We start from the raw sequence: 22,840 nt of genomic DNA on the forward strand, positions 1-22,840 counted from the left end.
CCTTTCAGATTCCTCTGAACACTGTTAATATATGTTTGATTGTATATTTGGCGTTTTCAAAAAATGCCGACTTCGGCTGTTCTTTTCCTCTATCTTCACTCCAAAATTGTGCTTCAAATTTATCCATAATCTGTTCTTTTGAAAAACCCCGATCTGCCCAATAAAGGATAAAATCTCTCTCGCTCTCTGCAGAAGCAATATACATGGAAAAATAATCCTTTGCAAAGAAGTCCGGCGTGATACCATAGTGAGGTGAAATCACTTGTTTCGGTGCGTATTTTTCACACTTCTTCGCTGCTTCTATGGTATCCTCATAGCTTTTTAAAATAGCCGTATGCATGTTGTCCGGATTGATGAAAACGCCTGTGCTTTCAGAAGCGAACATCAAGCCTTGGGGTTCCAGCACATAGGTCAAGGAACAGTCTGTATGTCCCTTTGTTTCCAGTACGTAGAAATATTCGTCGTCTCCGAGGTCGATTTTATCTCCTTCGCAAAGAATCCTATCAATGCGCAAAGGCTCAACCAGCACCGATTCTGTACCCGGCGCAAAGACATCTCTGGCAGCATTTCCAAGGCGAAGCATCGTCTTTTTTGCACCATCGCTTTCAAATACCGACTTTGCCTTTGCTGCGCCGCAAACCGTTACCTCCATCCACCTTTTTATAATATAAGGGAGCGCACCGATATGGTCATAATGAGAATGAGACACCAGTACATAATCCACAGTTTCTCTGCCTCGTGCTAAAAGCGCCTCCTCAATATTCGTGATAAGCCCCTCGTGGCAGTATGCCATACCACAGTCATATAGAACTGTTTTTTGAGGCCCAAAAATCAGAAGGCTTTCACCGCCATGACCAGATGTCACACGTACAATATTTTCCGGATAATTAAATCTGTCATGACCGGGAAATTCCACAATCTGGTCACTCTTCTTTTTCAATATCTCCATCACTTGAAATTCCCTTCTTTCTGTGATTTTCTATGTAAACCTTGATGAAATTTATGCAGATCATCAGGATAATTAAAAATCCAATATAGCCTTCTATTGGATAAAGGTACGCAACGATGGTTTTAAATCCGCTGAGACCGCAGCCAAAGCCAATAAACGCACCGCCAATGAGAATATATTTTTTTATAGGCGTCTCCTTAATCTTAGTTGAAAAGCCATAATATGTGCTGGTTGCTGCAGAATAAATTGCAAGAAACAACACTGCACCGAATGCAATGTTAGCTGCCGGATGCAGTCTGGCAGAGTATGCCAGCATTGGCAAATCCATATTCTGCGTGAACGCCATATCCTTGCGAAGTGCCGTAATCAGAAGCACAGTCAAAAGCGCCAGCATGAAACCGCCAGCACCAGCTCCAAGAACGCCGCTCTTCTTATCTTTGGCGTTAACAGAAGAAGACGCCACAATTGGAATCATGCCTAGCATATTATATGAAATAAACAGAAATGCCGCCAAAAACCAGTTAGGCGCCATAGCACTGACCGGAAATCCACCCGTCGCGCCGCTCTGCTCTATATCTGATAAAATCACTGTAATGCACAGCACGATATCAATGGCAAAGAGCACCGGCGCAGTGTATTTGAAGATTTTAGATACTCTTTCAAAACTGCCCAGTACGGTAAATATTACCATGATGACGATAATGATACCACCCACTGCCTGATGAATGCCAAACTGCTGTGCAAGGAAAGAACCGCCGGCTGCCGACATGGACACGATGATAGTATATAAAATTGCCGCCATGAAATAACCTACAGCGCCTGTCAGCTTCGGATTATCTGAAAACACGATAATACGCCCCATATCCGCAGTATCCAGCGAACGAGCGATGTATGCCACCATCATACCAATCCCCATAAACAGAATTCCTGCAATGGTTATTCCGATGTATCCCTTTGCACCAAACACACCGAAAAACTGCCAGCCTTCTCGCCCTGACGCAAAGCCTGCGCCCATGATGGTTCCTACATAAAGAGCAGCCACATTAAAAAGATTTAGCTTTTTATCTTCCATAATCTATTCCTCCGCTTTATTTTTGTTATCGCTGATTTCACCATAGGTAAAGAAAATCAGTCCAATCCAGATGATAGCAAACGCACTAAACTGAATTGTATCAAATGGCTCTTTGAAGAGGAAAATTCCTAAAATCAATGAAATGGATGGAGATATGTACTCGGTCAGCCCCACTGTAATCAGCGGCAGCTTACTTGCCGCAAAGGAAAACAGTGCCAGAGGAACTGCCGTTGCAATTCCTGCAAACATCAGCAGGATAAACTTGCCGCTTCCTGCTGTCAGCGCGCCGACTCCTGCATTCTCATAGTAGCAGACAAAGCCCAGCGCAACCGGTGCCAGAAAAATCGTCTCATAAAGGAGCGACTGCAGCGGAGCAGCGCTGACGCTCTTTTTAATTGCTGCATAAATCGCAAAGGAAAGGCCCAGACCTACTGCAATCAGAGGCACCTGCTTATATCCAATAATCATGACCAAAAGCCCGCAGACAGCAAAACATACCGATATTTTCTTCCAATTGTTAATCTTCTCTTTATAAATCACCACACCAAAAAGGCAAACCACCAGCGGTTCCAAAAAATATCCCATGCTGGTCTGAATGACCTGCCCTGCATTAACTGCCCAGATATAGATGCTCCAGTTAATCGTAATGATAATGCCCGCTATGATATAAGTCAACAGACTTTTTTTACTCTCAAACATGGGTTTAAACACATTCTTTGGCCTATACTGAAATGCACATGCAATAAAGCATACCACCGCCATCAGTACAATTCTGTAAAAAATAATCACCCCTGATGGAATAGGTTTCAGACTGTTCCAGTAAATGGGAAGAAGTCCCCAAACAATGGCGCAGCCGATAGCGCTGGTTAAGCCGATTTTATAGTTCCTCTTGTCCATAAATTCTCCTTGCATTCTTTCTATAATCTAACATAATATTTTATCATCGAATCGTTGAATTTTCAAGAGTTTGTTCTAATGCTACATATGGCGGAACATGAAAAGAAACTTCTATTTCAGAAACTGGTTATTTGACCGCACAGACCGTAAATTGGTATCATGCGGTCAGATTAGAGAATCCGGTTACAGCATTTCTGGCCGTAACCGGTTAGTTTTGAATCAATACGGTCAAAACTTATCATTTGTCGGCTCTATATGACGCAACGACATGTTTATTATTCAAAAATATTACAATATTTTCCAAATCTGCAGATAAGACTACCCTGAATTTCTCTCAACCAGATGAATTTTCTTTGTGCAAATCTGTTTATCATCCTTTTATGACCGTAATTAGTCTAAATGACGGGTTTGCGGTCATTTTAGGCTTCACACATTTTTTACAAATGACCGCAAAGGCTGTTTTTGGCTGCTGTGCGGTCAAATTTGTCGTTTCTAAGAGAATTCTTAGGATTTCGCATGCTTGAACAGATTCGCTTCCTTATAGCCACACAAAAAATCCCCCATCTACCAAAGTATGGGGGATTTTGATTTTGTTTAGAACAGTCCTCCAAAGAGGCCTCCGCCTCGGTTGTTGTCATTTCCACAAAACAGAAAATACAACACAACCAGTAAAATAAGTATACCCAGACCACTTCCGCTGTCGTTATTGCAGCAGCAATTGTTCTGCGGTCTCACGCAGCAGCATTCCGGCGCCGGCTCACAGCACGGTTCACACGGTTCGCAGCAGTCATTTCTGAAGTCTCCCATAAAAAACCTCCCTTATGTTTTATTTCATCATATGCGGGAAGCTTTCTATTGGTTACTGAAAGATACTAACCCTCAGCATTAGTACTTTTCACCGATTTTTCCAGAAAAGGTACTAAAAATTCGGGGTTATTTTTTACTAACGAAAAGATTTCTGGCGATAAAAGTGAAATTCAGTCATGTTTTTTAGACTTTTACGCTTTCATTTACATATAAACATCCAAAATATAGAAATTATTTCTTCAATTTCTATATTTTGAATGAAACAAATGCAGTACTTTCGTACCTTTTCGGTAAAAAGCTGCGATAGGTACTAATTCTCCTCAGCAAGATCAGCGTAAGTCATCATAAATTCCTCTATTTCATAGCTGAGCGCGTTTGAAAAATCATAGAGATACTCTTCTCCGTTGAGTTTTTCCAGTCTGGCGTCGGCAAGAGCATCCCGAACTGGAACAAAGGATGTTTCACCCGACGGCACTTTCCTTACCTCCACTTCACTTTCGGAGGAATACCAAAGTCTGAACCGATTAAACTCGTCCGCCAGATTCAGTTCTGCATTGTCCTCACCCTTGCGAACAGCCTCAGAAAGACCCACCAGCACACGCTTGACGTTTTCAAGCAAGTTATACAGGTCAATCTGATCTCCCGGCACATTCTCCAAAGTTTCGTAAAAATAGCTTTCACAGAGTTCCGCAAAGGTCTTCATATCCACATCAGTGATCAGTTCATAGACTGCGTCGCTATCGATGAGACCCTCGTGTTCTACAAAATCAGCAAAATTCTCAAAGTATTCAAATTCTGCGCCAGCCTCAATATCTAAAAGTGCAAATAATTCCTCTTTATCCATCGTATCCTACCTACTTTTCTTTAAATATCCAAATTCTTAAATCGAATGTTCAGTTCTTCTTTTTGCCTGCCCAGAATGTTCTGGATCATGTTGACAAAGTTTTCCGAAAGGTCGCTGGCATAAAATACATTCTCGCCTTCCCTTTCTGCAGCAAACATTTCTCTTTTTTCCAGCTCAATATGCACGGCTGTTGCCACTTCTTTGGAAGAACTGATTATGCGAAGTTCCGGATAAATCCGCTTCAGATTGTCACTAATCAGCGGATAGTGTGTACACCCCAGAACCAGACGGTTAATCTGATTCTCCCTGATAAAATCATCTAAATAATACTTGACGGTAAGGTCCATAATCTCATTGTCGATAATTCCCTCCTCAATTAGCGGCACAAAGGCAGGACAAGCCTTGGAATAAAGCTTAAGTCCCGGGTGCTTCTCATTGATCTTCTGCTCATAGGCATTGGACTTAACCGTCACTTTTGTTGCGATGATTCCAATGTGATCGTTCATATTGCACTTGTTTGCAATTACCTTTGCTGTCGGTGAAATGACGCCGATGACCGGAATATCAGGATAAGCCTTTCGCAAATCCTCAACACAGGTCGCACTCACCGTATTACAAGCAATCACAATCATCTTGACGCCCTGCTTAATCAAAAAATCTCCGATTTGCATAGTAAACTGCCTGATGGTGTCCGGCGACTTGGAGCCATAAGGCGTTCTTGCCGTATCACCAAAGAAGATAATCCTCTCTTTCGGCAGCTCGCGCATTATATGGGGAATACTGGTAAGTCCACCCAGTCCCGAATCAAAAAAACCGATTGGTCTGTTATCCATCTATACTATTCCTTTCAGTTTTGTGTTATACTACTCCTATCAGTCTTTTATTATACTACACTGGAGGTAGAAATGGGAAACAAAAAATTAAAAAACAGAAATGAAATTGATCCAAAGTATCAATGGAACATACAGGCGATGTACGCAAATGCTGCCGCATGGGAAAAGGATATCGAAGAAGTATTACAGCAAACAGCTGATTTTTCAAAGTTTCAGGGACATTTAACCGAAAGTCCCGACATGCTCCTTGATGCGTTTACAACAAAAGACGCTATCTGGCAGAAACTGGAGCGCGCTTATGTCTATGCCAGAATGAAATTGGATGAAGATAACCGTGTGTCCGCTCAGCAGGCCATGTACGACAAAGTCAGCGGTGTTATCGCAAAGGTTTCCGCTGCCATGAGTTTTATGACACCGGAACTTTTATCTGCTTCCGAAGATACTCTGCGCAGTTTTATCAAAGAACTGCCTGCTCTTTCACAGTACACCTTTGTTATTGAAGATCTGATCCGTGAAAAGAAGCATGTACTTTCTAAAGAAGAAGAGAATATCTTAGCACAACTTTCTGAAGTGACTGATGCGCCGGATACAATCTTCACCATGCTTAACAATGCAGATATCAGTTTTGGTACTATCAAAGATGAGGACGGAGAGGAAGTTTCCCTCACCCACGGCAACTTTATCAGCTTTATGGAAAGTCACGATAGAAATGTGAGAAAATCTGCGTTTACCCACGTTTATGAAGCTTATAAAGGTCTTGTAAATACCATTGCTTCCGCTTACAACTACAATGTAAAAACCGATGTCATCGGTGCAAACATTCGTCATTATGACTCTGCCAGAGCCGCTGCTCTTTCCGGCGGCAATATCCCGGAATCAGTTTACGATAATCTTATTACTGTCGTACATGAGTATTTACCCGTACTGCATCGCTATATCGACCTAAGAAAAAAGGTACTCGCAGTTGATGAACTAAAAATGTACGATATTTATGTACCTCTCGTTGAAATTCCAAAGCGGAAAGTTTCTTTCGAAGAGGCCATAAAAATCATGGAGGAAGGCTTGGCGCCTCTGGGAAATGCTTATATGAATCGCGTTCTTTCAGGTATTGATGCCGGCTGGATTGATGTTTACGAAAATGAAGGAAAAACCAGCGGCGCTTACAGTTTCGGATCTTATGACAGTTTTCCTTATATCCTTTTGAACTATTCAGATACCTTAAAAGATGTATTTACGCTGGTGCACGAAATGGGTCACTCCATGCACGCAAGCTACACAAGAGAAACTCAGCCTTTTACCTATGGCAGTCACTCTATCTTTACGGCAGAAGTTGCCTCCACAGTCAATGAATCCCTGCTGATGCAGCATCTTTTAAATAAAGAAACAGATCCGACCATGCGCAAATATCTTCTGAATCTGTATATCGAAGAATTTAGAACTACCCTGTTCCGTCAGACTATGTTTGCAGAATTTGAACATATGACACACAAATATGTAGAAGAAGGCGGCTCTCTAACTGCTGACTGGTTATGCGAAAACTACGAAAAGCTGAACAAGGATTACTTTGGTGCCAGCCTTTCAGAAGACGAATATATCAAATATGAATGGGCAAGAATCCCTCATTTTTATAGAAGTTTTTACGTATATCAGTATGCAACCGGATATTCCGCAGCGACCGCCATTGCAGGCAAAATCCTAAAGGAAGGCGAAACTGCAAGAGACGCCTACATTGAGTTCTTAAAGACCGGCGACAGCAATTATCCCGTAGAACTTCTCAAAATTGCTGGTGTTGATATGAGCAGTAAGGAGCCTGTAATTCTCGCCATGGAAACCTTTAAACAGCTGGTAGAAGAACTTGCAGCTCTCCTGTAAAACCTCTTGAAAAGCCATTTCAGATGTTATAGAATACTTGATATGAATAAAAAAATTTATATTTACGCCAACGACAGCGAAACATCAAAGAGAACGAAAAAGCAGTTAAAACAAAAGCTGGATAATTCCGGCTTTGTTTTACTGCCAAAATACACCGAAAAAGCGGACCTTCTGGTCTGCATCGGCGGAGACGGCACCTTCCTAGAAGCCATACATAAGTTTGACTTCCCTACTATGCCGATCATCGGCATCAATACCGGTCATCTAGGTTTTTTCCAGGAAATCATGCCCTCTATGCTGGATGATTTTATCTTCTACTATACACAAGGACGCTATTCCATTCAGCAGCTTTCTACTGTTAAAGTGCGCATCACTACAGATATCGGAACTGCTGAGCATGTGGGACTCAACGAGGTGCTCCTAAAGGGCAATTCCACCTACTCCATTCACTTAAATATTTCCATCGGCGGCAGCTTTATTGAGCGTTTTTCGGGAGACGGACTGCTGATTGCTACACCTGCCGGAAGCACCGCCTATAACTATTCTCTGGGCGGCAGCATTGTAGATCCGAGGCTGAAACTGCTTCAAGTTACACCAATTGCGCCGATGAATACCACCGCCTATCGTTCTTTTACTTCAAGCATTCTGCTGCCTTCGGATTTATCCCTGGGCGTTGTGCCAGACATGAATGAGGAAAAGAATAAGCTGTGCGTAGTTTATGACGGCACCACTGCCGAATACGAAAATATCAAAGAAATCGAAGTCAGCTTCTCTGACATTCACGTCAACCTGATGCGCTTTGAAAACTACGATTTCTGGACGAAAGTAAAGAGTAAATTCCTATGAGCAAGTTTCAATATACCATCACAAAAGAAGACGAAGGCATGACCATCAAAGCCCTTCTCAGAAGCAAATTCAGCTTCTCCTCCCGCCTTTTGAGCAAGCTAAAATTCCAGCATCTTGTCTTTCTCAACGGAAAAGAAGTGGCAGGCTGGATTTCTCCTAAAGAGGGCGATGTACTATCTATTAAACTGCCGGAGGAAAAAAGCGACTTTCCTGCTGAAGATATTCCCATTTATCCTGTCTATGAAGACGATGACCTGCTCGTCATCAACAAGCAGCCGGGCATTATCGTCCACCCCACCAAGGGACATCCTTATCACACCATCGCCAACGGTCTGATGAAATACATGGAGGATACCAATCAGTCCTTTAAAATCCGCTTCGTAAACCGGCTCGACATGGACACCACCGGTCTTTTAATCGTGGCAAAAAACTCCCATGCCCAGGACGATGTGGTAAAGCAGATGAAAGCTAATACTACTGAAAAACGCTACATCGCACTGGTCGCAGGTATTATTGCCGAAGATAGCTTTACCATCGACCTTCCTATCGGCAGACCAGACCCTGAGGATGTAAGGCGAAAAGTCATGGAGGAAGGCGGATACCCTTCCGTGACCCACGTAAAAGTCCTAGCCCGCTACGAAGGAAAAACCCTGGGCAGCGGACTTGCCGCCTACCAGGGCTATAAAGACAGCATTATGGAAGATGAAAAAGTCACAGAACCAGCATTTAAACCGGGTGATCTGATTACCGTAAATGGCGATTTAATTACAGTAACCGAGCTTCCTGCCGGATTTACGCTGGTAGAGCTGCTCCTTCAAACCGGCAGAACCCATCAGATTCGCGTACATATGTCCCATCTGGGTCACCCTCTCATCGGCGACCATCTCTACGGCGGCTACAACCCTTCCCTTTTAGATAGACAGGCACTGCACGCCTATATGCTGAGATTTTCTCACCCAGTGACAGGAGAGCCCCTTGAAATCAAAGCGCCGCTCCCTGCGGACATGGAAAAACTCATCGAAAAAATCAAAGAAGCCTGAGACCTTTTATTCACCGGATAAAAGGTCTTTTGGCGATATCCGTCTAATTCTTAGGGACAGAATACAGGTTACTGCGAAAACAAACAGAACCAGAAGTGCGCCGCAGACTGTAATAAATCCTATTGGCACTGTAAAGGTGCATTTTACTATCCCAATTCCCTGTAAGAACAAAGCTGTCAGCGGATTGATAATTAAAGCACTGATGATAAGCCCTACTGCTGCAGATAAAATCACAACAGGCATAAAGCTGAGCGCCGTCTGCAAGATCAGTTGCCATGTTGTAAATCCTAAGGCTTTCATAATACCATAATCTTTCTTTTTTCTATTGAGCATAATCCGAACTAGCAGGTACAATACGAATACCGTAATCAGAAAGCTCAATGCTAGAATTGCAATGACAATTATCTTCATCAACGAAACATAGACCTTCGAACCGCCTATAACAGCTGAAGCCACATTAATGGTGGTATTAACCTGCGTGCCGAAGGCTTCACTGATTTCTTCGTGAAACTCATCGATATCCACGCCTTCTGCCACATCAATATAAAAGCTAAGATTCTGTAAATCAGCCATTCTTTCATAGCCAGATCTCGTCAAAAGACAGTCCTTGCCCAAATTATTGGAAATCTGCGTCAGCCCGCAGATGAGATATACCGCCTCTTTACCACCGGCACTCAGCGTAATCTCATCACCTATTTCCAAATCTTTTTCCCCAGCATACTTGCCAGCAAGCGCCACCTCATTATCATACTTTGGAAATCTTCCGTCAAACACCACATTCTGATTATTTACATCGTTAAAATCGTCACAGCAGGTCATCATAAGAGCGACCCCGTCTTTATGGCGAACCTCCTCGCTGTGATAAAGATACACCTTCTCCACCTTCTCATCTTCTGCAAGACGCTGTAAAAAAGCATCTTCTGCGCTATGGTCGATGCTGATACAGGAATCCGCTGTTTCTCCTACGATTAGATTAATAAATGGCTCCATATTGACAATCATATTTTCTCGCATGAGTCCTGAGAATACGATAAACAAAGACAATACTAACACCGTAATTGCAGTCACAATATTTTGCTTTCGCTGTGACAGCCCTGCCTTCAGTCCGAGAGCAGCTGTTAGTGAAAAACGAGTCCTTTCCAGAGGAATGTAGCTCTTTGCAAAACTGTGAGTCCGTATCCCCTGACGCAGCGCTGTAATCGGCTCCAGCTTTTTTATGCGCCGCGCAGAGAGCCATACGACAAAGGATACGATGAGAGTCAACAGGCAAATCGTAATTACATATGGCATAGACAGAAAATGCATTTTATACGGTATGCCAGTCTGCGATATCATCATGTTGTTTATCATCGGAAAAATCCCGTAGGCAGCAGCTGCACCAAGACAAGATACAGGCAGCGCTACACCAGAAAACTGCAGGAGGAGCGATTCAACAAGCTGTCTGCTGGTATATCCCATGGCTTTCAGTGCACCCAGATTATGCATGTTTTCCTGTATATAATTGATTACATTAGAGGAGATCACTACCAGCGCAATCAGTGCAATAAAACAAGCCATAGCACTGACAATACTGGTACAAATCATCTGGGAAATATAGCGCGAAGATGTAACAAGCTCATAGGAATTGCTCACAATATAAAGGTCCGGGTATGCAGAAGATACTGCATTTTTCAAAACTGCCTCAAATTCCTGACTCTGCTCTTTATCCTTAATCCGAACAGACACCATCATAGTTTCTGCAGCGATTCCTTTATCCTTCAAAGCGTCATACCGGTCTTTGGTGAAGAGAACTGCCGTAATCACACAATTGTGAGAGCCTGCCATAACACTGTTGATAAATCCGCAGACAGGATAGTTTTCTACCGTATTTCCGATGGTGAAGTCTACGGTGCCGCCTGCTGTAATTCTGCCGTCCGTACCATAAAGCATGGGTAGATAGATCCCACTGCTACAATCTTCTTCCACAATTTCCACCTTTCCGATAGAACGGGACAGCGCGGTTTCCTTCTCTAAGATTAGCAGATTAGAATTAATCTCACCATCTCCATAGGGAAAAGAGCCTATCATCATATAGGCATCACTAAAGCTGTAATCTTCTGTCAGCACATTTGCAGTCAGTTCTTCTTCTATCGTCTTGCGAACCTCTGGGCTGCGGCTGCCAACTGCTAAGATGACATGCTCGGCATTAAGTTCTTCATGATATCTGTCAAAGTTTTCCTTATAATCCATAGAAAGCATGAGTCCCAGATTCAGCATAACAGAAGCAAGAAGCACAAGCGCAACGATAGCAGCAGTTTGCCCCTTTGCTCTGCGCAGATTGGCAGCTGCAATCAGAAAAAGTCTCTTCACGGCTACCACCCCATCTCTTCCAGAAATGCTGCAAGTTTTTCATGACGAGACTTATCGTCATGGACATAATGACCAAGATTGCACTCGCCCAAAATCATACCATCCTTTAAATAGAGGATTCGATTTCCTCTTCTGGCTGAACGCATATCGTGAGTCACCATCACAATGCTCTGTCCCTTTTCATGAAAGGATGTCAACAGATCTAGCACCGCAAGACCGGTCTTTGAATTTAGCGCCCCTGTAGGCTCGTCTGCAAAAAGGATCTCCGGCGTATTAATCAGCGCCCTGACAATTCCAACCCGCTGAGCCTCACCGCCTGAAAGCTGGGAAGGAAATTTATGCAGCATTTCCTCAGAAATGTCAACAAGCTTGCACAAACTTTTTGCTCTTTCAACCAGCTCCTGTTTCTTCTGCTTCACAAGAAGACCCGCAGAAAGAATATTATCCATCACCGTCATACCGTCAATAAGGTGAATCTGTTGAAACACAAAGCCGCAGTGTTTTCGTCTGAACACAGCAAGCTGATCCTGATTCAAATGAGAGATATCCTCATTACTAAAGGTAATTTTTCCAAGGGTCGGCGTATCCATGCCAGACAGCGCATATAGAAGCGTCGATTTACCTGCGCCGCTGGCACCCATAATTACAGTAAAATCTCCTTCGTAAAGGTTCAGGTCGATATTTTTAAGAACGTGCTGTAAAGTTCCTCCATTAGAAAAGGACTTGCTCAAATTCTCCGTCTCCAGCAGTATATTTTTCATCATAAAACCTCCATTTCAGCTTCTATTCTACCGCTGCAGCTGCTTAACAGTCTTTAGCAAATCCTTAAATAATCCTTAAATCTTCGCTTGCACTTAGCGCAATCTCCACGATGACCTTAAGGCCTTGTGCGCCGTTTGCTAACTTCAGACTTCCGCCCATTTCCTGCATAATATAATCCGCAATATAAAGGCCCAGTCCTGCGCCGGAATGCTCGCCCGCATTACTGCCCCGCTTAAACTTCTGCTTTAGCGTCTGCAGTTCCTCTTCCGCAACCCCGCCGCCACAGTCTTCTATGACGATGCGTAGATGCTTATGCTCAACTTCTGCAGAGGTTTCGATTTCAGTATCTGCGTATTTATATGCGTTGACAAAGATATTATCAAAAACCTGCTGCAGCCGCAGTAAATCCGCGTAAATCAAGCATTCTGGAATCTTTGGAACTTCGGTGCGGTGCAGATAATCAGCGCTAGCCAAAAGACCAAAAACCGCTCCGCTTTCTACATCTGCCGGCGTAACAGAAAGCTGCACAAGTTCTTCTAACGTAGCCGTCAAGAGATTATTTGTCAAAGCCGTAATCTGGTCAGCTTTTTCAACAATTCTTAGATAATTCTCTCTCGTTTTTTCATCAGCGGCAAGGGCGGCACCCACCTCTGCTGCAGCTTTGATACTAGCTACTGGTGTCTTGATATCGTGGGAAAGCTCAGCGACTAGTTCCTTTTTGCTGCGATTTGCCAAAGCCTCCGCTTCTCTTGCCTTTTTCAGCTCCACTCTCATCATATCAAAGGCTTCTGTAAAAGCACCAAAGATATTTCTTCTGTCCATTTCCAGCGGTATATCCAGGTTACCCTTCGCCACTTGCTTTGCAAAGTCACTCAGTTTCGCAAAAGGTTTTATCACCACTTTTGTAAGATAAGCAAAATACACAAGACAAATTAGAAGTTGCAGAAAAATCACGGCAGAAAGCGCCCAAATTAAGCGCCGCTGATTGCGCTGAAAAACTTCTGCAGATGTATTTTTGATAATCACCTTTCCCAAAACAACGCCGTCGATTTCCACGTCAAGTATAGTGTCACCGTGTACGATGGCTTTATGTATCGTATCGCTTTCTCCATGGGCTGTCCGAAACAGCACGTTACCTTCTGTATCAATGACTGTATAGTCCATCCCTTCAGCCTGCTGATGATGAGCCAAATCCGTCCAGTCCTCCTCCACAGACTGCAGTACACGATTGACTGCCACGCTATCCTTAGAAAAATCTTTGCTGGAGCCTGCCGCAAAGAAAAGAATACCCAATTCCGCTACAAAACAGATGATGAGAGAAATGACAAATGCTCTATTTTTCATTGATTTCCCCCACAAATTTGTAACCTTCACCCCAGACCGTCAAAATATATTTAGGATTTGCAGAATCTCTTTCAATTGCAGCTCTAATCTTTCTGATATGTACATTGAGGGTGCCGTCTCCTGTGAATTTGTCTTCCCAAACATTTTCAAAAATCTCTTGTTTAGACACTGTACCGCTGCTTTCCATCAAATAGACCAGAAGCTTAAATTCCATAGCAGTAAGCTTTACAGGCTCGCCGCCTGCAAAAACCTCACGGGCAGTAAAATCAACACGAAGATAACCGTCGTCGTAGCAAGTATTTTGCGCTCTGCCGTAACGCTTCAGCACCGCTTTCACCTTCGCCAGAAGTACGCCAAGAGAATAAGGCTTCTGTATATAGTCATCACCGCCGATGGAAAGTGCCGCAATTTTATCATCGTCGCTGCTTCTTGCAGAAATAAACAGGATCGGAATATCCGTCGTCTCCCGCAGCTCTTTACACAAAGAAAAACCGCTGCACTCACCAAGATTGATATCTAAAAGAAGCAAATCAATTGTATGTTCACTTAAAAATGCCAAACATTCAGCGCCGCTGTACACCGCTTCTGTTTTCACATCGAAGAGATTGAAGTACTCCGCCGTGCTGTCCGCCAACATTTTTTCATCGTCTACGATTAAGCAATTGTAATGCATGTCCTACCACCTTTTTCTCTATTGAATGCTCTTATTATAACCGCTTGGAAAAAGAATAGCAAGAAGGCACTTGCCTTTGGTCCCTCTGACCCTGGCAAGTGCCTTTTCATCTACTTCAAAATCTCTGCTACAGTGTCTTCCACCAGCTGATCGATTTTCTCAAAATCCATATTTCTAATATACATCTTCTCTACAAGATCGTGGGTCTCCTTGGCTCTTGCCAGCGCATCCATGGCCTCCTGAATCAAAGAAGCGTACAGTTTTGAGAGTTTCCCGATGATACCTGCGTTCTTTTCAGCGAAGTAAGTGCTCTGATAATCGCTGATATCCACCATAGTGATTTCTTTCAATGTGCCTTCTTCCCCGGTGATTTCCCAAGGCTCCAGATCGTGCCACTTGTTTGTGGTGATGAATGCAAGACCCAGCTCAGGCACCAGCAGATGTTCCAGTTTATAGGCAGGATCCATCGGACAGTAGAAGCTTTCCACGTCGAAGCCGCGGTACACAGCACCATCCTGCAACACGTTCATAAAGCTTGTATTGCTGTAGCCCTCCGGTACGTTAATCAGGTAGATTTTCTTGGACTGCTGCAGCAGGGTTTTCAGATAGGAAATACTGCCCTCCCATGTGAGACCCGTTGCAAAGAATTTTTTTACTGCACCAGACTTAAAAGAAATATCATATTTCTGATATTCCTGACCGATGATATCTGCAGCCAACTTGTAAATCTCAGAAACCTCAATTCCGTCATCGTAGATGGTTGCCATGCTATCGTAAATTTTCTTTGCTGCCGCCAGATAATTATAAGCGATTTTGTACCATCCGGAGCATTCTTCGTTATAGCGGATGATGTCCTCCTTGCAGTCTGCGATTTTCTTGTCGTTCCAGAATTCTCCGAAGTTAATGATGTAATCAACAGCTCCCGGCGTAATGGGATCTATAACATGAGGGCTGGTACCGTCCACAAAAGCGATTTTTCTATCTGGCAGAATGATTCCGTCCAGGGAATTATCGTCTGCAGAGCAATGCAGAAAATCTACACTTTCCCCCGCTTCCGAAAGTCTTTTGCCCACCTTCTTTAAAAAAGTAGATTTTCCTGTGCCGGGACCGCCTTTAATGCAAACGATACGGCTTGCCTCACGCTGTCCAAGAATGTATCCGTAGTAAGAGAAAAATCCCTCTGGCGTATTATTGCCAGGGAAATAGTGACGTATGATAGACAATGTAATTCCTCCAATCTATTTCTGATTCTCTATCATATGAAGGAACCCTTGTCACTTGTTCCAACTGAAAAAGCGCCTTCCTAAGAAAGCGCTCTTTATAATCATTATTAGAAGTAATAGCTATCTTCCGGCGAAGGCTCTGACTTTGCAACCAGATGACCACTGGCTAAATCGTAAAATACCACTCGTGTGACGTAAAGATATGTCAGCATAAAGAAAACTGGAATAGAATATACCAAATCAATAATTTCGCCAACTATGCCAGGAATTATTGGCATAAATGCGCTCGGAATTGCGGCCAGAATTGCCCAGCCGATAAAGGACAGCATCAGGCAGAAAAACTTGCCCTTGTTGCCATTCATCATACGTTTGCTCTCCTCGATACATTCCATAACACCCTTGTCTGGATGATCAGCAAGAACATAGAATGCCTGACTGTAACGAATTGCCGCAATAATTCCTGGAACTACCAAAAGCAACGCCCACAGGGCAATGAAGATATTCTGTACGACAAACAGACAAAAAGCCTTTGGAAAGTTCTCAAATCCATTGAAAATGCCTGCTGGATTGCTTTCCTTTCTGCGGAAAAATCCAATCATAAAACTGCAAAGTCCCAGCTCAAAGGCGCCGGTCAGCACTAGATTATACAGTCTGGCTACATAAGAAAGACTAATGGATTGTTCAAAAAACGTATTATAGTAATTGTAGGATGCAAAAGGCATTAGATAGCCTAAAAGAACCGGAATTGTCATTGTCATTACATAGTACAAAAACACACCGATTGCCACCTGAGGCCAGCAGCCTTTCAGAGAGCTGCGCGCAATAGCACGAATTTCAGAACTGGTTTCTCTTACAATAATATTGTACATATAAAAACTCCTTATTTTAAACTCGATAAAAATATTATATAATATCTGTAGAATAAATACAATTGAAATCGGAGAATTCCTATGGAAAAAACCTTAATTATTACTTCACACCTTGAACACGCAGATAGTCTGACCGTTGATTTTTCTGAGTTTAATAAGATTATCTGTGCCGACGGCGGTCTGCTTATTGCCCAAAAACTGGGGCTTTCTCCTGACTTTCTCATCGGCGACTACGATTCCATGAACGTACCTTCTGGCGATGTCATCAAGCTTCCCATGGAAAAGGATATGACCGATAGCGAAGCTGCCATTGATCTGGCAGTTTCCAAAGGTTATAAAGATATTACCCTCCTCGGCGGGCTTGGAGGCCGCTTTGACCATACCATGGGCAATATCGGCATGCTTGCAAAATTTTGCGGCACAACCATTCGTCTTAGCCTTATTGATGGACAAAATTACCTCTTTATGGTTGCGCCCGGCACTTACACGGTTCCAAAAAACGCCTATACCTATCTGGGTATTATCAGCTACGGAGACGATGCAAAAAATGTCACCCTCCGCGGTGTCAAATATCCACTAACGAATCACCACCTGACGAATAAAACCACTTTAGGTGTTAGCAATGAAATTATCTGTGATTCTGCTACAGTTTCTTTTACGGACGGCATGCTTCTCATTATTCTGTCCAAAGACCTGTAAAATTAACCATTGACAAAATGGAAAAATCGCACTATCCTTATTATTGTATTCGCTAGGGGAGCTTTTGCTGAGAATGACTGTCAGCCTTCGGGCGCAGCCAGACCCTCAACACCTGATGCAGTTAGTACTGCCGTAGGGAAGCATTGATTATATCACATATGCCAGGTTCAGTTCCCCTCCAATCATTTACAAGATGGAGGTATTTTTTATGTTCAAAAACATGCAGGGATTCTTTGAATCCACCATTGGTCACGTTATCATCATTGCCGTGATTGTCGTATTTTTTGCTTTGATTCTAATTCCGTCCAAGGAAGAACGGGAAAACAAATCACAAAAGCCTGATGCAAAGGCACTGACGATTTCTGCCCTGCTCGCTGCGCTGGCACTGGGGCTTGGACAGCTGAAACTCTTTGAAATGCCATTTGGCGGAACGGTTACGGTATTTTCCATGCTTCCCCTCGCCCTCTGCGGCTATTTTCTGGGGACCCGCCGAGGCGTCATCTGTGGCTTTGTCGTGGGACTTTTGAATCTGCTGTTCAGCCCTTACGTCATTCACCCCGTGCAGCTTCTTGTGGATTATCCCTTCGCTTTCGGCGCTCTGGGACTTGCCGGCGTATTTAAGGATAAGAAAAACGGTCTTGCAAAAGGCTACGTGCTGGGACTCTTCGTGCGTTATATCTGTGCAGCCCTCTCCGGCATTGTCTTCTTCGGCAGCTATGCACCTGAAGGATTTAACGCGGTTACTTGGTCTTTATGGTATAATTTCACCTATCTTGCCGCTGAAGGAATCCTGACATTGATAATTATTTCACTTTCTCCTGTGAAGAACGCTTTTGAAGGGTTGAAAAAGAGCTTATAAAGTGTTATATTATTAACAAGGACTATTTTTCTATATATGTAAGAAGGAGAAAAAACATGTACGAGAACATCAAATACGAAATAAAAGAAAATATTGCTTACGTTACCATTAACAGACCGAAAGCAATGAACGCGCTGAACATGGATGTACTTACTGAGCTTTATGACGCTTTCACCAAAATTGAAACAGATAAAGACGTTCTGGCAGTTATTTTAACTGGCGAAGGCAAAGCCTTTGTTGCAGGCGCTGATATTGCGCAGATGCACCAGCTCACTGCCTTGGAAGGTCGCCAGATGATGATTATGGGTCACAAAGTAATGAACCTGATTGAAAACATCGAAAAGCCTGTAATCGCTGCAGTCAACGGATTTGCTCTCGGCGGCGGCTGTGAACTCGCCATGGCATGTGACATCAGAATCGCTTCCGAAAAAGCAAAATTCGGTCAGCCGGAAGTTGGCCTTGGCATTATCCCAGGCTTTGGCGGCACACAGAGACTTGCTAGACTGGTCGGCAAAGGCATGGCAAAATACCTGATTATGACCGCTGAAATGATTCCTGCTTCTGAAGCGTATAGAATCGGTTTGGTTGAGAAAATCTCCGCACCTGAGGAATTAATTGCAGAAGCCGAAAAAGTTGCTAAAACCATCGCTTCTAAGGCTCCTATCGCTATCGCAACTGCTAAAACCGCTATCAACAACGGTTACGATATGGATATGAAATCCGCAAGCAAATTTGAAATCGAAACCTTCACCGCTGCCTTTGGCTCCGAAGACAAGACAGAAGGCATGGCTGCTTTCCTGGAAAAGAGAGCACCGGAATTTAAGAATAAATAAATTTCGCAAGAAGATAAAAAGTGCACCAATAGCCTAAATTTCAGGTCTAATGGTGCACTTTTTAACACCTACCAGCAAAATCATCGTGCAAATTCCGCTGACCGCAAGTGGCAGATAAAAACTCATGCTTCTTGAGAGCAACATAGCACCCGGCAGCAGCCCTCCTGTAAATAGAGTTTGAAACAGGATAGAAAATGCCCCTTCGCTGACTCCCATAGCGCCCGGCAGCGGCAGTGCAGATACAGAAGCAAAAAGCACCGCCTGCAAGAAAATCACAGTTACAGCCGAATATCCTGACAAGCCTAAGCTTAAATAAATCCAGTAAGGAATGCTGTACATAGCTATCATCTGTACAACTGTCGTTACCAGGGTCTTAACAAAAATGTTTTTATTCTGCTTTAAGAAAACCGCACTCCTTTGATATTCCTGCAGCGCGCTGGTCAGGGTTTCTTCCAGACGTGCTCCCCTTTCCTCACTGCATTTCTTTGCAAACTTTACAAATAAACTAACTATCTTTTCAGCCACCTGTCCACAAAAAATTGCACAGATTAGTACTATCATCGCAACCGCATTGAGGCCAACTCCAAAAAACAGCAATACCTTCATATCCCCCATGGACGCCGAAATTGTATCCTGCACAGCAAAAAAACCAAGTACAGCTAACACAATGGTTACAATCTGATAGCTGAGCAGTTCAAAGAGCAGCGCCAGCGTTCCATGGGACAGATTTACGCCGTCCCTGTGCATAAAATAAAGCTGCAGCGGCTGTCCACCGGAAGCAGACGGCGTCACAGAACTTCCAAAGAATCCGCAAACAGCATATTTGATGCCGCAAAGCACAGACCTGTTCTTTTCAAAAAGCTGCAGACAACGTCCAATGTTCAGTCCCTCTCCGAGAAGAAAAATCCCCATAGCACAGATCGCCAGCAATAGATACTTTATATCTGCCCCTGATACAGCTGACAAAATCTGTGACGGCTGTGTTTCCCGAAAGATACTGTAAAAAGTCAGCAATAATAGTATCAGAAATAAGCCGCCGTTTTTGCATAATTTTATAAAGCTAATTTTCATGTCTATACTTCTCATCTATGGTTTCAAATCTGTACCCTTCTTCCAGCCAAAGGGGAATGGTTTTCTTTAACGTCTCAATCATGCGAAGAGGTGCATCGTTTTGTACTGCTCCATCGCCTCTGCCGTCGTGGAGACAGATAGTACTCCCCGGCGATGCGTGCTTTAGCAGCCGGTACTGCATTTGTTCTTCATCAGAGTCTTCCTCCCAGTCACCGACCATCACGTCCCAAAGAACCTTTTGCAGACCGTGACTTTTAATCTGCTGCAAGGTAGACCAGTTGACGTGTCCCCAAGGCGGTCTGTAGTATTTTACGTCAATGCCCAAATCCTCCATGATTTCCAGGCTCTTCTTAAAATCCCAGCGGGTATAAGATGGTGTCTGTATCATTGCACTTTTATGCTCCAGAGAATGGATTCCCACAGTGTGCCCTTCCTGTGCCATTCGCAAGACGAGATCAGAATTATCCTCCGCAAATTTTCCTACTACAAAGAAAGTCGCTTTTATTTCATACTCTGCCAGTAAATCCAGTAATTTTCCTGTATACGCAGAATGCGGACCATCATCGAAAGTCAAATAAAGCACCTTTTCTCGTATTGCCAGGGACTGAATTGCATCTTCTGCGTTCTGCTTAAGCCTCTGTTGCACTTTTCCAAGCTGCGACGGTATATAGCTGTAGCCTGCTGCAATTCCCATTCCTAGCAATGTCGTTATTAATAATTTCTTTTTCATGCAATCAACCCTTTACTAAATCCTTTTCCTATTTCCTGCATATTTTTCTTCATTGTCTCCAGCAGTCTGTCATGTCTGAGCAGCTGTAAAATATCTTCTGCTTCATCGGCATAGGTGTCCCATAAAACCCTGCCAATGTTATGATCTTCAATATACTTAGCATTGCCAAACTCCTGTTCAAGAAATGGTTTTATAATATAAAGAGGTGTCTTTGTCGCAATTGCTTCAAAGGTCGTAATACCGCCTGCCTTCGTAATAATCAAATCCGCCCGCTGCATATAGTGGTTAACTTCTTGTGTATACCCAATGACTTCAATTGCTGGGAATTTTTTCTCAAGTTCCCGCTTCAGTTTCTCGTTTTTTCCTGTGATTACAGTTACTTTTATATCACGACACTTTGATAGCTTTTCCAGGAAATCCTCCGAAGACGGTATAAGCCCTAGGCCTCCACCCATGATGAGCACCTCTTTCTTGCCGGTATTCTGTTTTTCGTACTCCTGATAAAAACATTGTCTTACCGGGATGCCTGTGATTTCAATCTTCTCTTCGCTGACCCCTTTAGAAAGCAACGCATTTTTCGTCGATATATCCCCAACAAAGTACTTGTCTGTTTTCGGTGCAATCCACTCCTCATGCGCAGTAATATCCGTGATATAGGTATAAAGCGGTATACTGCACTGTCTCATTTTCTTGTAAGAGGAAATATACTGGGAACATACAGGAAATGCTACCACGATAGCATCCGCATTATGTTCCTCTATGAGTCTGTCAATTTTTCTGGTAAAAGTCAGCTTCAGCGGCACCCCACTATTCTTTCCTGCTGCCTTATTCATCGCATTATAAAGTCCCGAGCAACGGCTTACCATAAAATTAAACCCCTGATAAATCGTTTTACTGAGTACAGGAAACATATAGTCGATAAAATCAATCGTCGTTACCTTTGCATCTCTGTTTTCTTGTAAAATCTGTTCTTTGATTGCTTCGGCAGCTTTAACATGCCCCATGCCGAATCGTCCTGTCAAAATTAGAATGTTCATATCCTCTACCTCTTTTGATTTATGATACTACCATAGTACAACATAAATCTTAACTGCCAATGAATAGGAAATTAAGATTCATTAATGTTTTTATTACGAAATTCTTACATTGGGAAAAAATTGGGTTTACTAAGTAAATCAGATAGATTACAATAGAACAAGACGAATTTTTACAATGAGGCGATAAAAAACGTATGAACAATAAAAAACAATATTTAAAAGGTTTAAAAGATGGTACCCCTATCGCACTTGGTTACTTTGCGGTAGGTTTTACACTGGGAATTGCGGCAAAATCAATGGGCATCAATGCTTTTCAGGCTGGTCTGATGTCTTTTCTGATGCACGCTTCTGCAGGTGAATTTGCAGTATTAACAGTCATTGCAGGTCAGTCAGGCTATATTGCCATGATTATCACGCAGCTGGTTATTAATATCCGATATTTTCTCATGTCCTGCAGCATGTCACAGAAGATTAATCCGAACACTTCCCTGCCCAAAAGGCTGCTGCTGTCCTATTTTGTAACAGACGAAATTTTCGGTATTTCTGCATCAATCAAGGGAGAACTGAATCCATATTATCCTCTAGGTGCTGCCACAGTTGCTTCTCCAGGCTGGGTACTTGGAACCATTCTCGGCGCTCTGGTCGGCAATATCCTGCCTGTCAGTCTTGCAAGCGCACTCAGCGTAGCGCTTTATGGTATGTTCCTGGCAGTGGTGATTCCAGCCTCAAAAAACGACAAAGCCATCGCATTGGTAGTTTTGGCTTCCATGGCAGGAAGCTGTGCTTTTACCTTTCTGCCGGTTCTATCAGAGATTTCTTCCGGCACCAGAATTATCATTCTCACCCTGGTGATTGCAGCAGCCGCGGCAATCATCAAGCCGGTCAACACTACTGAGGAGGTGCAGTCATGAACTTCGAACAGAATACATATATCTATCTTTTGGTTGCGGCTGCTACCATTTATGCAATCCGCGCCCTGCCGCTCACGCTAATCCAAAAAGAGATTACCAACACCTTTATCAGATCTTTCTTATACTATGTGCCGTATGTGACACTGGCTGTCATGGCGTTTCCAGCTATCATCACGGCAACCAGCAGCTTAATTTCAGGGATGGTCGCCTTTGCCGTTGCCGTTATCGTAGCGTGGTTTTCCGGCAATCTCTTCACGGTTGCTCTGGCATCCTGTGCAGCAGTGTATCTGGTGGAACTTTTCTTATAAAAAAGCCCCGGC

23 protein-coding genes and 1 riboswitch are annotated in these 22,840 nt (G+C 43.3%); of the genes, 8 read left to right on the plus strand and 15 right to left on the minus strand.

Annotated features, from left to right (window positions below):
• Positions 1-4: 4 nt before the first annotated feature.
• From D1155_RS11955 to murI, 6 genes are all read right to left on the minus strand, one after another.
• A complete protein-coding gene (locus D1155_RS11955) occupies positions 5-949 on the minus strand; it encodes an MBL fold metallo-hydrolase (protein ID WP_160202642.1) in 945 nt (314 codons plus the stop codon).
• A complete protein-coding gene (locus D1155_RS11960; RefSeq protein WP_160202643.1) occupies positions 924-2,021 on the minus strand; it encodes a hypothetical protein in 1,098 nt (365 codons plus the stop codon). The genes D1155_RS11955 and D1155_RS11960 overlap by 26 nt, the downstream gene beginning before the upstream one ends.
• 3 nt (positions 2,022-2,024) lie before the next feature.
• A complete protein-coding gene (gene rarD, locus D1155_RS11965) occupies positions 2,025-2,918 on the minus strand; it encodes an EamA family transporter RarD (RefSeq protein ID WP_160202644.1) in 894 nt (297 codons plus the stop codon).
• A 594-nt stretch (positions 2,919-3,512) separates the two neighbouring features.
• Complete coding sequence (locus D1155_RS11970; protein WP_160202645.1) at positions 3,513-3,725, minus strand: hypothetical protein; 213 nt, start codon at positions 3,723-3,725, stop codon at positions 3,513-3,515.
• 310 nt (positions 3,726-4,035) lie between these two features.
• Positions 4,036-4,569, minus strand: coding sequence for a hypothetical protein (locus D1155_RS11975; RefSeq protein WP_160202646.1), 534 nt, complete (start codon positions 4,567-4,569; stop codon positions 4,036-4,038).
• Positions 4,570-4,589: 20 nt separating this feature from the next.
• Positions 4,590-5,402 carry a glutamate racemase gene (murI, locus tag D1155_RS11980; protein ID WP_160202647.1) on the minus strand — a complete coding sequence of 271 codons (813 nt, stop codon included), beginning with the start codon at positions 5,400-5,402 and terminating at the stop codon, positions 4,590-4,592.
• Positions 5,403-5,474: 72 nt separating this feature from the next.
• On the opposite strand from murI, the gene pepF reads away from it, so the two are divergent.
• From pepF to D1155_RS11995, 3 genes are read left to right on the plus strand one after another with little or no spacing between them, the layout of a single operon-like run.
• Positions 5,475-7,274, plus strand: coding sequence for an oligoendopeptidase F (pepF, locus tag D1155_RS11985; RefSeq protein ID WP_160202648.1), 1,800 nt, complete (start codon positions 5,475-5,477; stop codon positions 7,272-7,274).
• 42 nt (positions 7,275-7,316) lie between these two features.
• Positions 7,317-8,120 (plus strand): NAD(+)/NADH kinase, encoded by an 804-nt coding sequence (locus tag D1155_RS11990; RefSeq protein ID WP_160202649.1) that lies wholly within the window; start codon positions 7,317-7,319, stop codon positions 8,118-8,120.
• The gene (locus D1155_RS11995) at positions 8,117-9,160 is read left to right on the plus strand and encodes an RluA family pseudouridine synthase (protein ID WP_160202650.1); all 1,044 of its coding nucleotides are present in this window, start codon (positions 8,117-8,119) and stop codon (positions 9,158-9,160) included. Before D1155_RS11990 ends, D1155_RS11995 begins: the two co-directional genes overlap by 4 nt.
• Positions 9,161-9,166: 6 nt before the next feature.
• On the opposite strand, the gene D1155_RS16115 is transcribed toward D1155_RS11995, so the two are convergent.
• From D1155_RS16115 to D1155_RS12025, 6 genes are all read right to left on the minus strand, one after another.
• Entirely contained in the window at positions 9,167-11,509 is a 2,343-nt protein-coding gene (locus D1155_RS16115) for an ABC transporter permease (RefSeq protein ID WP_160202651.1), read from the minus strand.
• 2 nt (positions 11,510-11,511) lie between these two features.
• Entirely contained in the window at positions 11,512-12,270 is a 759-nt protein-coding gene (locus D1155_RS12005; protein WP_160202675.1) for an ABC transporter ATP-binding protein, read from the minus strand.
• A 64-nt stretch (positions 12,271-12,334) separates the two neighbouring features.
• Positions 12,335-13,615: a HAMP domain-containing sensor histidine kinase gene (locus D1155_RS12010; RefSeq protein WP_160202652.1), complete on the minus strand. Its 1,281-nt coding sequence runs from the start codon at positions 13,613-13,615 to the stop codon at positions 12,335-12,337.
• Entirely contained in the window at positions 13,605-14,288 is a 684-nt protein-coding gene (locus tag D1155_RS12015; RefSeq protein WP_160202653.1) for a response regulator transcription factor, read from the minus strand. The genes D1155_RS12010 and D1155_RS12015 overlap by 11 nt, the downstream gene beginning before the upstream one ends.
• 110 nt (positions 14,289-14,398) lie before the next feature.
• On the minus strand, positions 14,399-15,511 hold the full coding sequence (locus tag D1155_RS12020; RefSeq protein WP_160202654.1) for an ATPase: 1,113 nt from the start codon (positions 15,509-15,511) through the stop codon (positions 14,399-14,401).
• A gap of 107 nt (positions 15,512-15,618) precedes the next feature.
• Positions 15,619-16,380 (minus strand): DUF975 family protein, encoded by a 762-nt coding sequence (locus D1155_RS12025; RefSeq protein WP_160202655.1) that lies wholly within the window; start codon positions 16,378-16,380, stop codon positions 15,619-15,621.
• A gap of 81 nt (positions 16,381-16,461) precedes the next feature.
• Here D1155_RS12025 and D1155_RS12030 point away from each other — a divergent pair, with 81 nt between their 5' ends.
• The 3 genes from D1155_RS12030 to D1155_RS12040 all read left to right on the plus strand — a co-directional run bounded on the left by D1155_RS12030 (position 16,462) and on the right by D1155_RS12040 (position 18,771).
• Positions 16,462-17,079: a thiamine diphosphokinase gene (locus D1155_RS12030; RefSeq protein ID WP_160202656.1), complete on the plus strand. Its 618-nt coding sequence runs from the start codon at positions 16,462-16,464 to the stop codon at positions 17,077-17,079.
• Between the two features lie 44 nt (positions 17,080-17,123).
• Positions 17,124-17,235: riboswitch (TPP riboswitch) on the plus strand.
• Positions 17,236-17,287: 52 nt separating this feature from the next.
• On the plus strand, positions 17,288-17,938 hold the full coding sequence (gene thiT / locus D1155_RS12035) for an energy-coupled thiamine transporter ThiT (RefSeq protein ID WP_160202657.1): 651 nt from the start codon (positions 17,288-17,290) through the stop codon (positions 17,936-17,938).
• Between the two features lie 56 nt (positions 17,939-17,994).
• Positions 17,995-18,771 carry an enoyl-CoA hydratase-related protein gene (locus tag D1155_RS12040; protein WP_160202658.1) on the plus strand — a complete coding sequence of 259 codons (777 nt, stop codon included), beginning with the start codon at positions 17,995-17,997 and terminating at the stop codon, positions 18,769-18,771.
• Between the two features lie 33 nt (positions 18,772-18,804).
• Here D1155_RS12040 and D1155_RS12045 read toward each other — a convergent pair whose 3' ends face one another.
• From D1155_RS12045 to D1155_RS12055, 3 genes are read right to left on the minus strand one after another with little or no spacing between them, the layout of a single operon-like run.
• Positions 18,805-19,842, minus strand: a complete 1,038-nt coding sequence (locus D1155_RS12045) for a lysylphosphatidylglycerol synthase transmembrane domain-containing protein (protein WP_160202659.1) — start codon at positions 19,840-19,842, stop codon at positions 18,805-18,807.
• Positions 19,832-20,572 carry a polysaccharide deacetylase family protein gene (locus tag D1155_RS12050; protein ID WP_160202660.1) on the minus strand — a complete coding sequence of 247 codons (741 nt, stop codon included), beginning with the start codon at positions 20,570-20,572 and terminating at the stop codon, positions 19,832-19,834. Before D1155_RS12050 ends, D1155_RS12045 begins: the two co-directional genes overlap by 11 nt.
• Positions 20,569-21,609 (minus strand): glycosyltransferase, encoded by a 1,041-nt coding sequence (locus D1155_RS12055; RefSeq protein ID WP_243151088.1) that lies wholly within the window; start codon positions 21,607-21,609, stop codon positions 20,569-20,571. Before D1155_RS12055 ends, D1155_RS12050 begins: the two co-directional genes overlap by 4 nt.
• A gap of 194 nt (positions 21,610-21,803) precedes the next feature.
• On the opposite strand from D1155_RS12055, the gene D1155_RS12060 reads away from it, so the two are divergent.
• Together D1155_RS12060 and D1155_RS12065 are read left to right on the plus strand one after the other, a co-directional pair.
• Positions 21,804-22,520: an AzlC family ABC transporter permease gene (locus D1155_RS12060; RefSeq protein ID WP_160202661.1), complete on the plus strand. Its 717-nt coding sequence runs from the start codon at positions 21,804-21,806 to the stop codon at positions 22,518-22,520.
• Entirely contained in the window at positions 22,517-22,828 is a 312-nt protein-coding gene (locus D1155_RS12065; RefSeq protein WP_160202662.1) for an AzlD domain-containing protein, read from the plus strand. Before D1155_RS12060 ends, D1155_RS12065 begins: the two co-directional genes overlap by 4 nt.
• Positions 22,829-22,840: the final 12 nt, after the last annotated feature.

This window comes from Anaerotruncus sp. 80, from assembly GCF_009936115.1.
GTDB lineage: Bacteria > Bacillota > Clostridia > Peptostreptococcales > Anaerovoracaceae > Senimuribacter > Senimuribacter intestinalis.

Excerpts from the sequence above, each read along its gene's own strand:
- D1155_RS12060 (WP_160202661.1), top strand. The coding sequence starts at position 21,804 with ATGAACAATAAAAAACAATATTTAAAAGGTTTAAAAGATGGTACCCCT.
- D1155_RS12005 (WP_160202675.1), bottom strand. The coding sequence starts at position 12,270 with ATGAAAAATATACTGCTGGAGACGGAGAATTTGAGCAAGTCCTTTTCT.
- D1155_RS12040 (WP_160202658.1), top strand. The coding sequence starts at position 17,995 with ATGTACGAGAACATCAAATACGAAATAAAAGAAAATATTGCTTACGTT.
- D1155_RS11995 (WP_160202650.1), top strand. The coding sequence starts at position 8,117 with ATGAGCAAGTTTCAATATACCATCACAAAAGAAGACGAAGGCATGACC.
- D1155_RS11970 (WP_160202645.1), bottom strand. The coding sequence starts at position 3,725 with ATGGGAGACTTCAGAAATGACTGCTGCGAACCGTGTGAACCGTGCTGT.
- D1155_RS11960 (WP_160202643.1), bottom strand. The coding sequence starts at position 2,021 with ATGGAAGATAAAAAGCTAAATCTTTTTAATGTGGCTGCTCTTTATGTA.
- D1155_RS11955 (WP_160202642.1), bottom strand. The coding sequence starts at position 949 with ATGGAGATATTGAAAAAGAAGAGTGACCAGATTGTGGAATTTCCCGGT.
- D1155_RS12015 (WP_160202653.1), bottom strand. The coding sequence starts at position 14,288 with ATGCATTACAATTGCTTAATCGTAGACGATGAAAAAATGTTGGCGGAC.
- pepF (WP_160202648.1), top strand. The coding sequence starts at position 5,475 with ATGGGAAACAAAAAATTAAAAAACAGAAATGAAATTGATCCAAAGTAT.
- D1155_RS12030 (WP_160202656.1), top strand. The coding sequence starts at position 16,462 with ATGGAAAAAACCTTAATTATTACTTCACACCTTGAACACGCAGATAGT.
- murI (WP_160202647.1), bottom strand. The coding sequence starts at position 5,402 with ATGGATAACAGACCAATCGGTTTTTTTGATTCGGGACTGGGTGGACTT.
- D1155_RS12065 (WP_160202662.1), top strand. The coding sequence starts at position 22,517 with ATGAACTTCGAACAGAATACATATATCTATCTTTTGGTTGCGGCTGCT.
- rarD (WP_160202644.1), bottom strand. The coding sequence starts at position 2,918 with ATGGACAAGAGGAACTATAAAATCGGCTTAACCAGCGCTATCGGCTGC.
- D1155_RS12055 (WP_243151088.1), bottom strand. The coding sequence starts at position 21,609 with ATGAACATTCTAATTTTGACAGGACGATTCGGCATGGGGCATGTTAAA.
- thiT (WP_160202657.1), top strand. The coding sequence starts at position 17,288 with ATGTTCAAAAACATGCAGGGATTCTTTGAATCCACCATTGGTCACGTT.
- D1155_RS12045 (WP_160202659.1), bottom strand. The coding sequence starts at position 19,842 with ATGAAAATTAGCTTTATAAAATTATGCAAAAACGGCGGCTTATTTCTG.
- D1155_RS12050 (WP_160202660.1), bottom strand. The coding sequence starts at position 20,572 with ATGAAAAAGAAATTATTAATAACGACATTGCTAGGAATGGGAATTGCA.
- D1155_RS11975 (WP_160202646.1), bottom strand. The coding sequence starts at position 4,569 with ATGGATAAAGAGGAATTATTTGCACTTTTAGATATTGAGGCTGGCGCA.
- D1155_RS11990 (WP_160202649.1), top strand. The coding sequence starts at position 7,317 with ATGAATAAAAAAATTTATATTTACGCCAACGACAGCGAAACATCAAAG.
- D1155_RS12025 (WP_160202655.1), bottom strand. The coding sequence starts at position 16,380 with ATGTACAATATTATTGTAAGAGAAACCAGTTCTGAAATTCGTGCTATT.
- D1155_RS12010 (WP_160202652.1), bottom strand. The coding sequence starts at position 13,615 with ATGAAAAATAGAGCATTTGTCATTTCTCTCATCATCTGTTTTGTAGCG.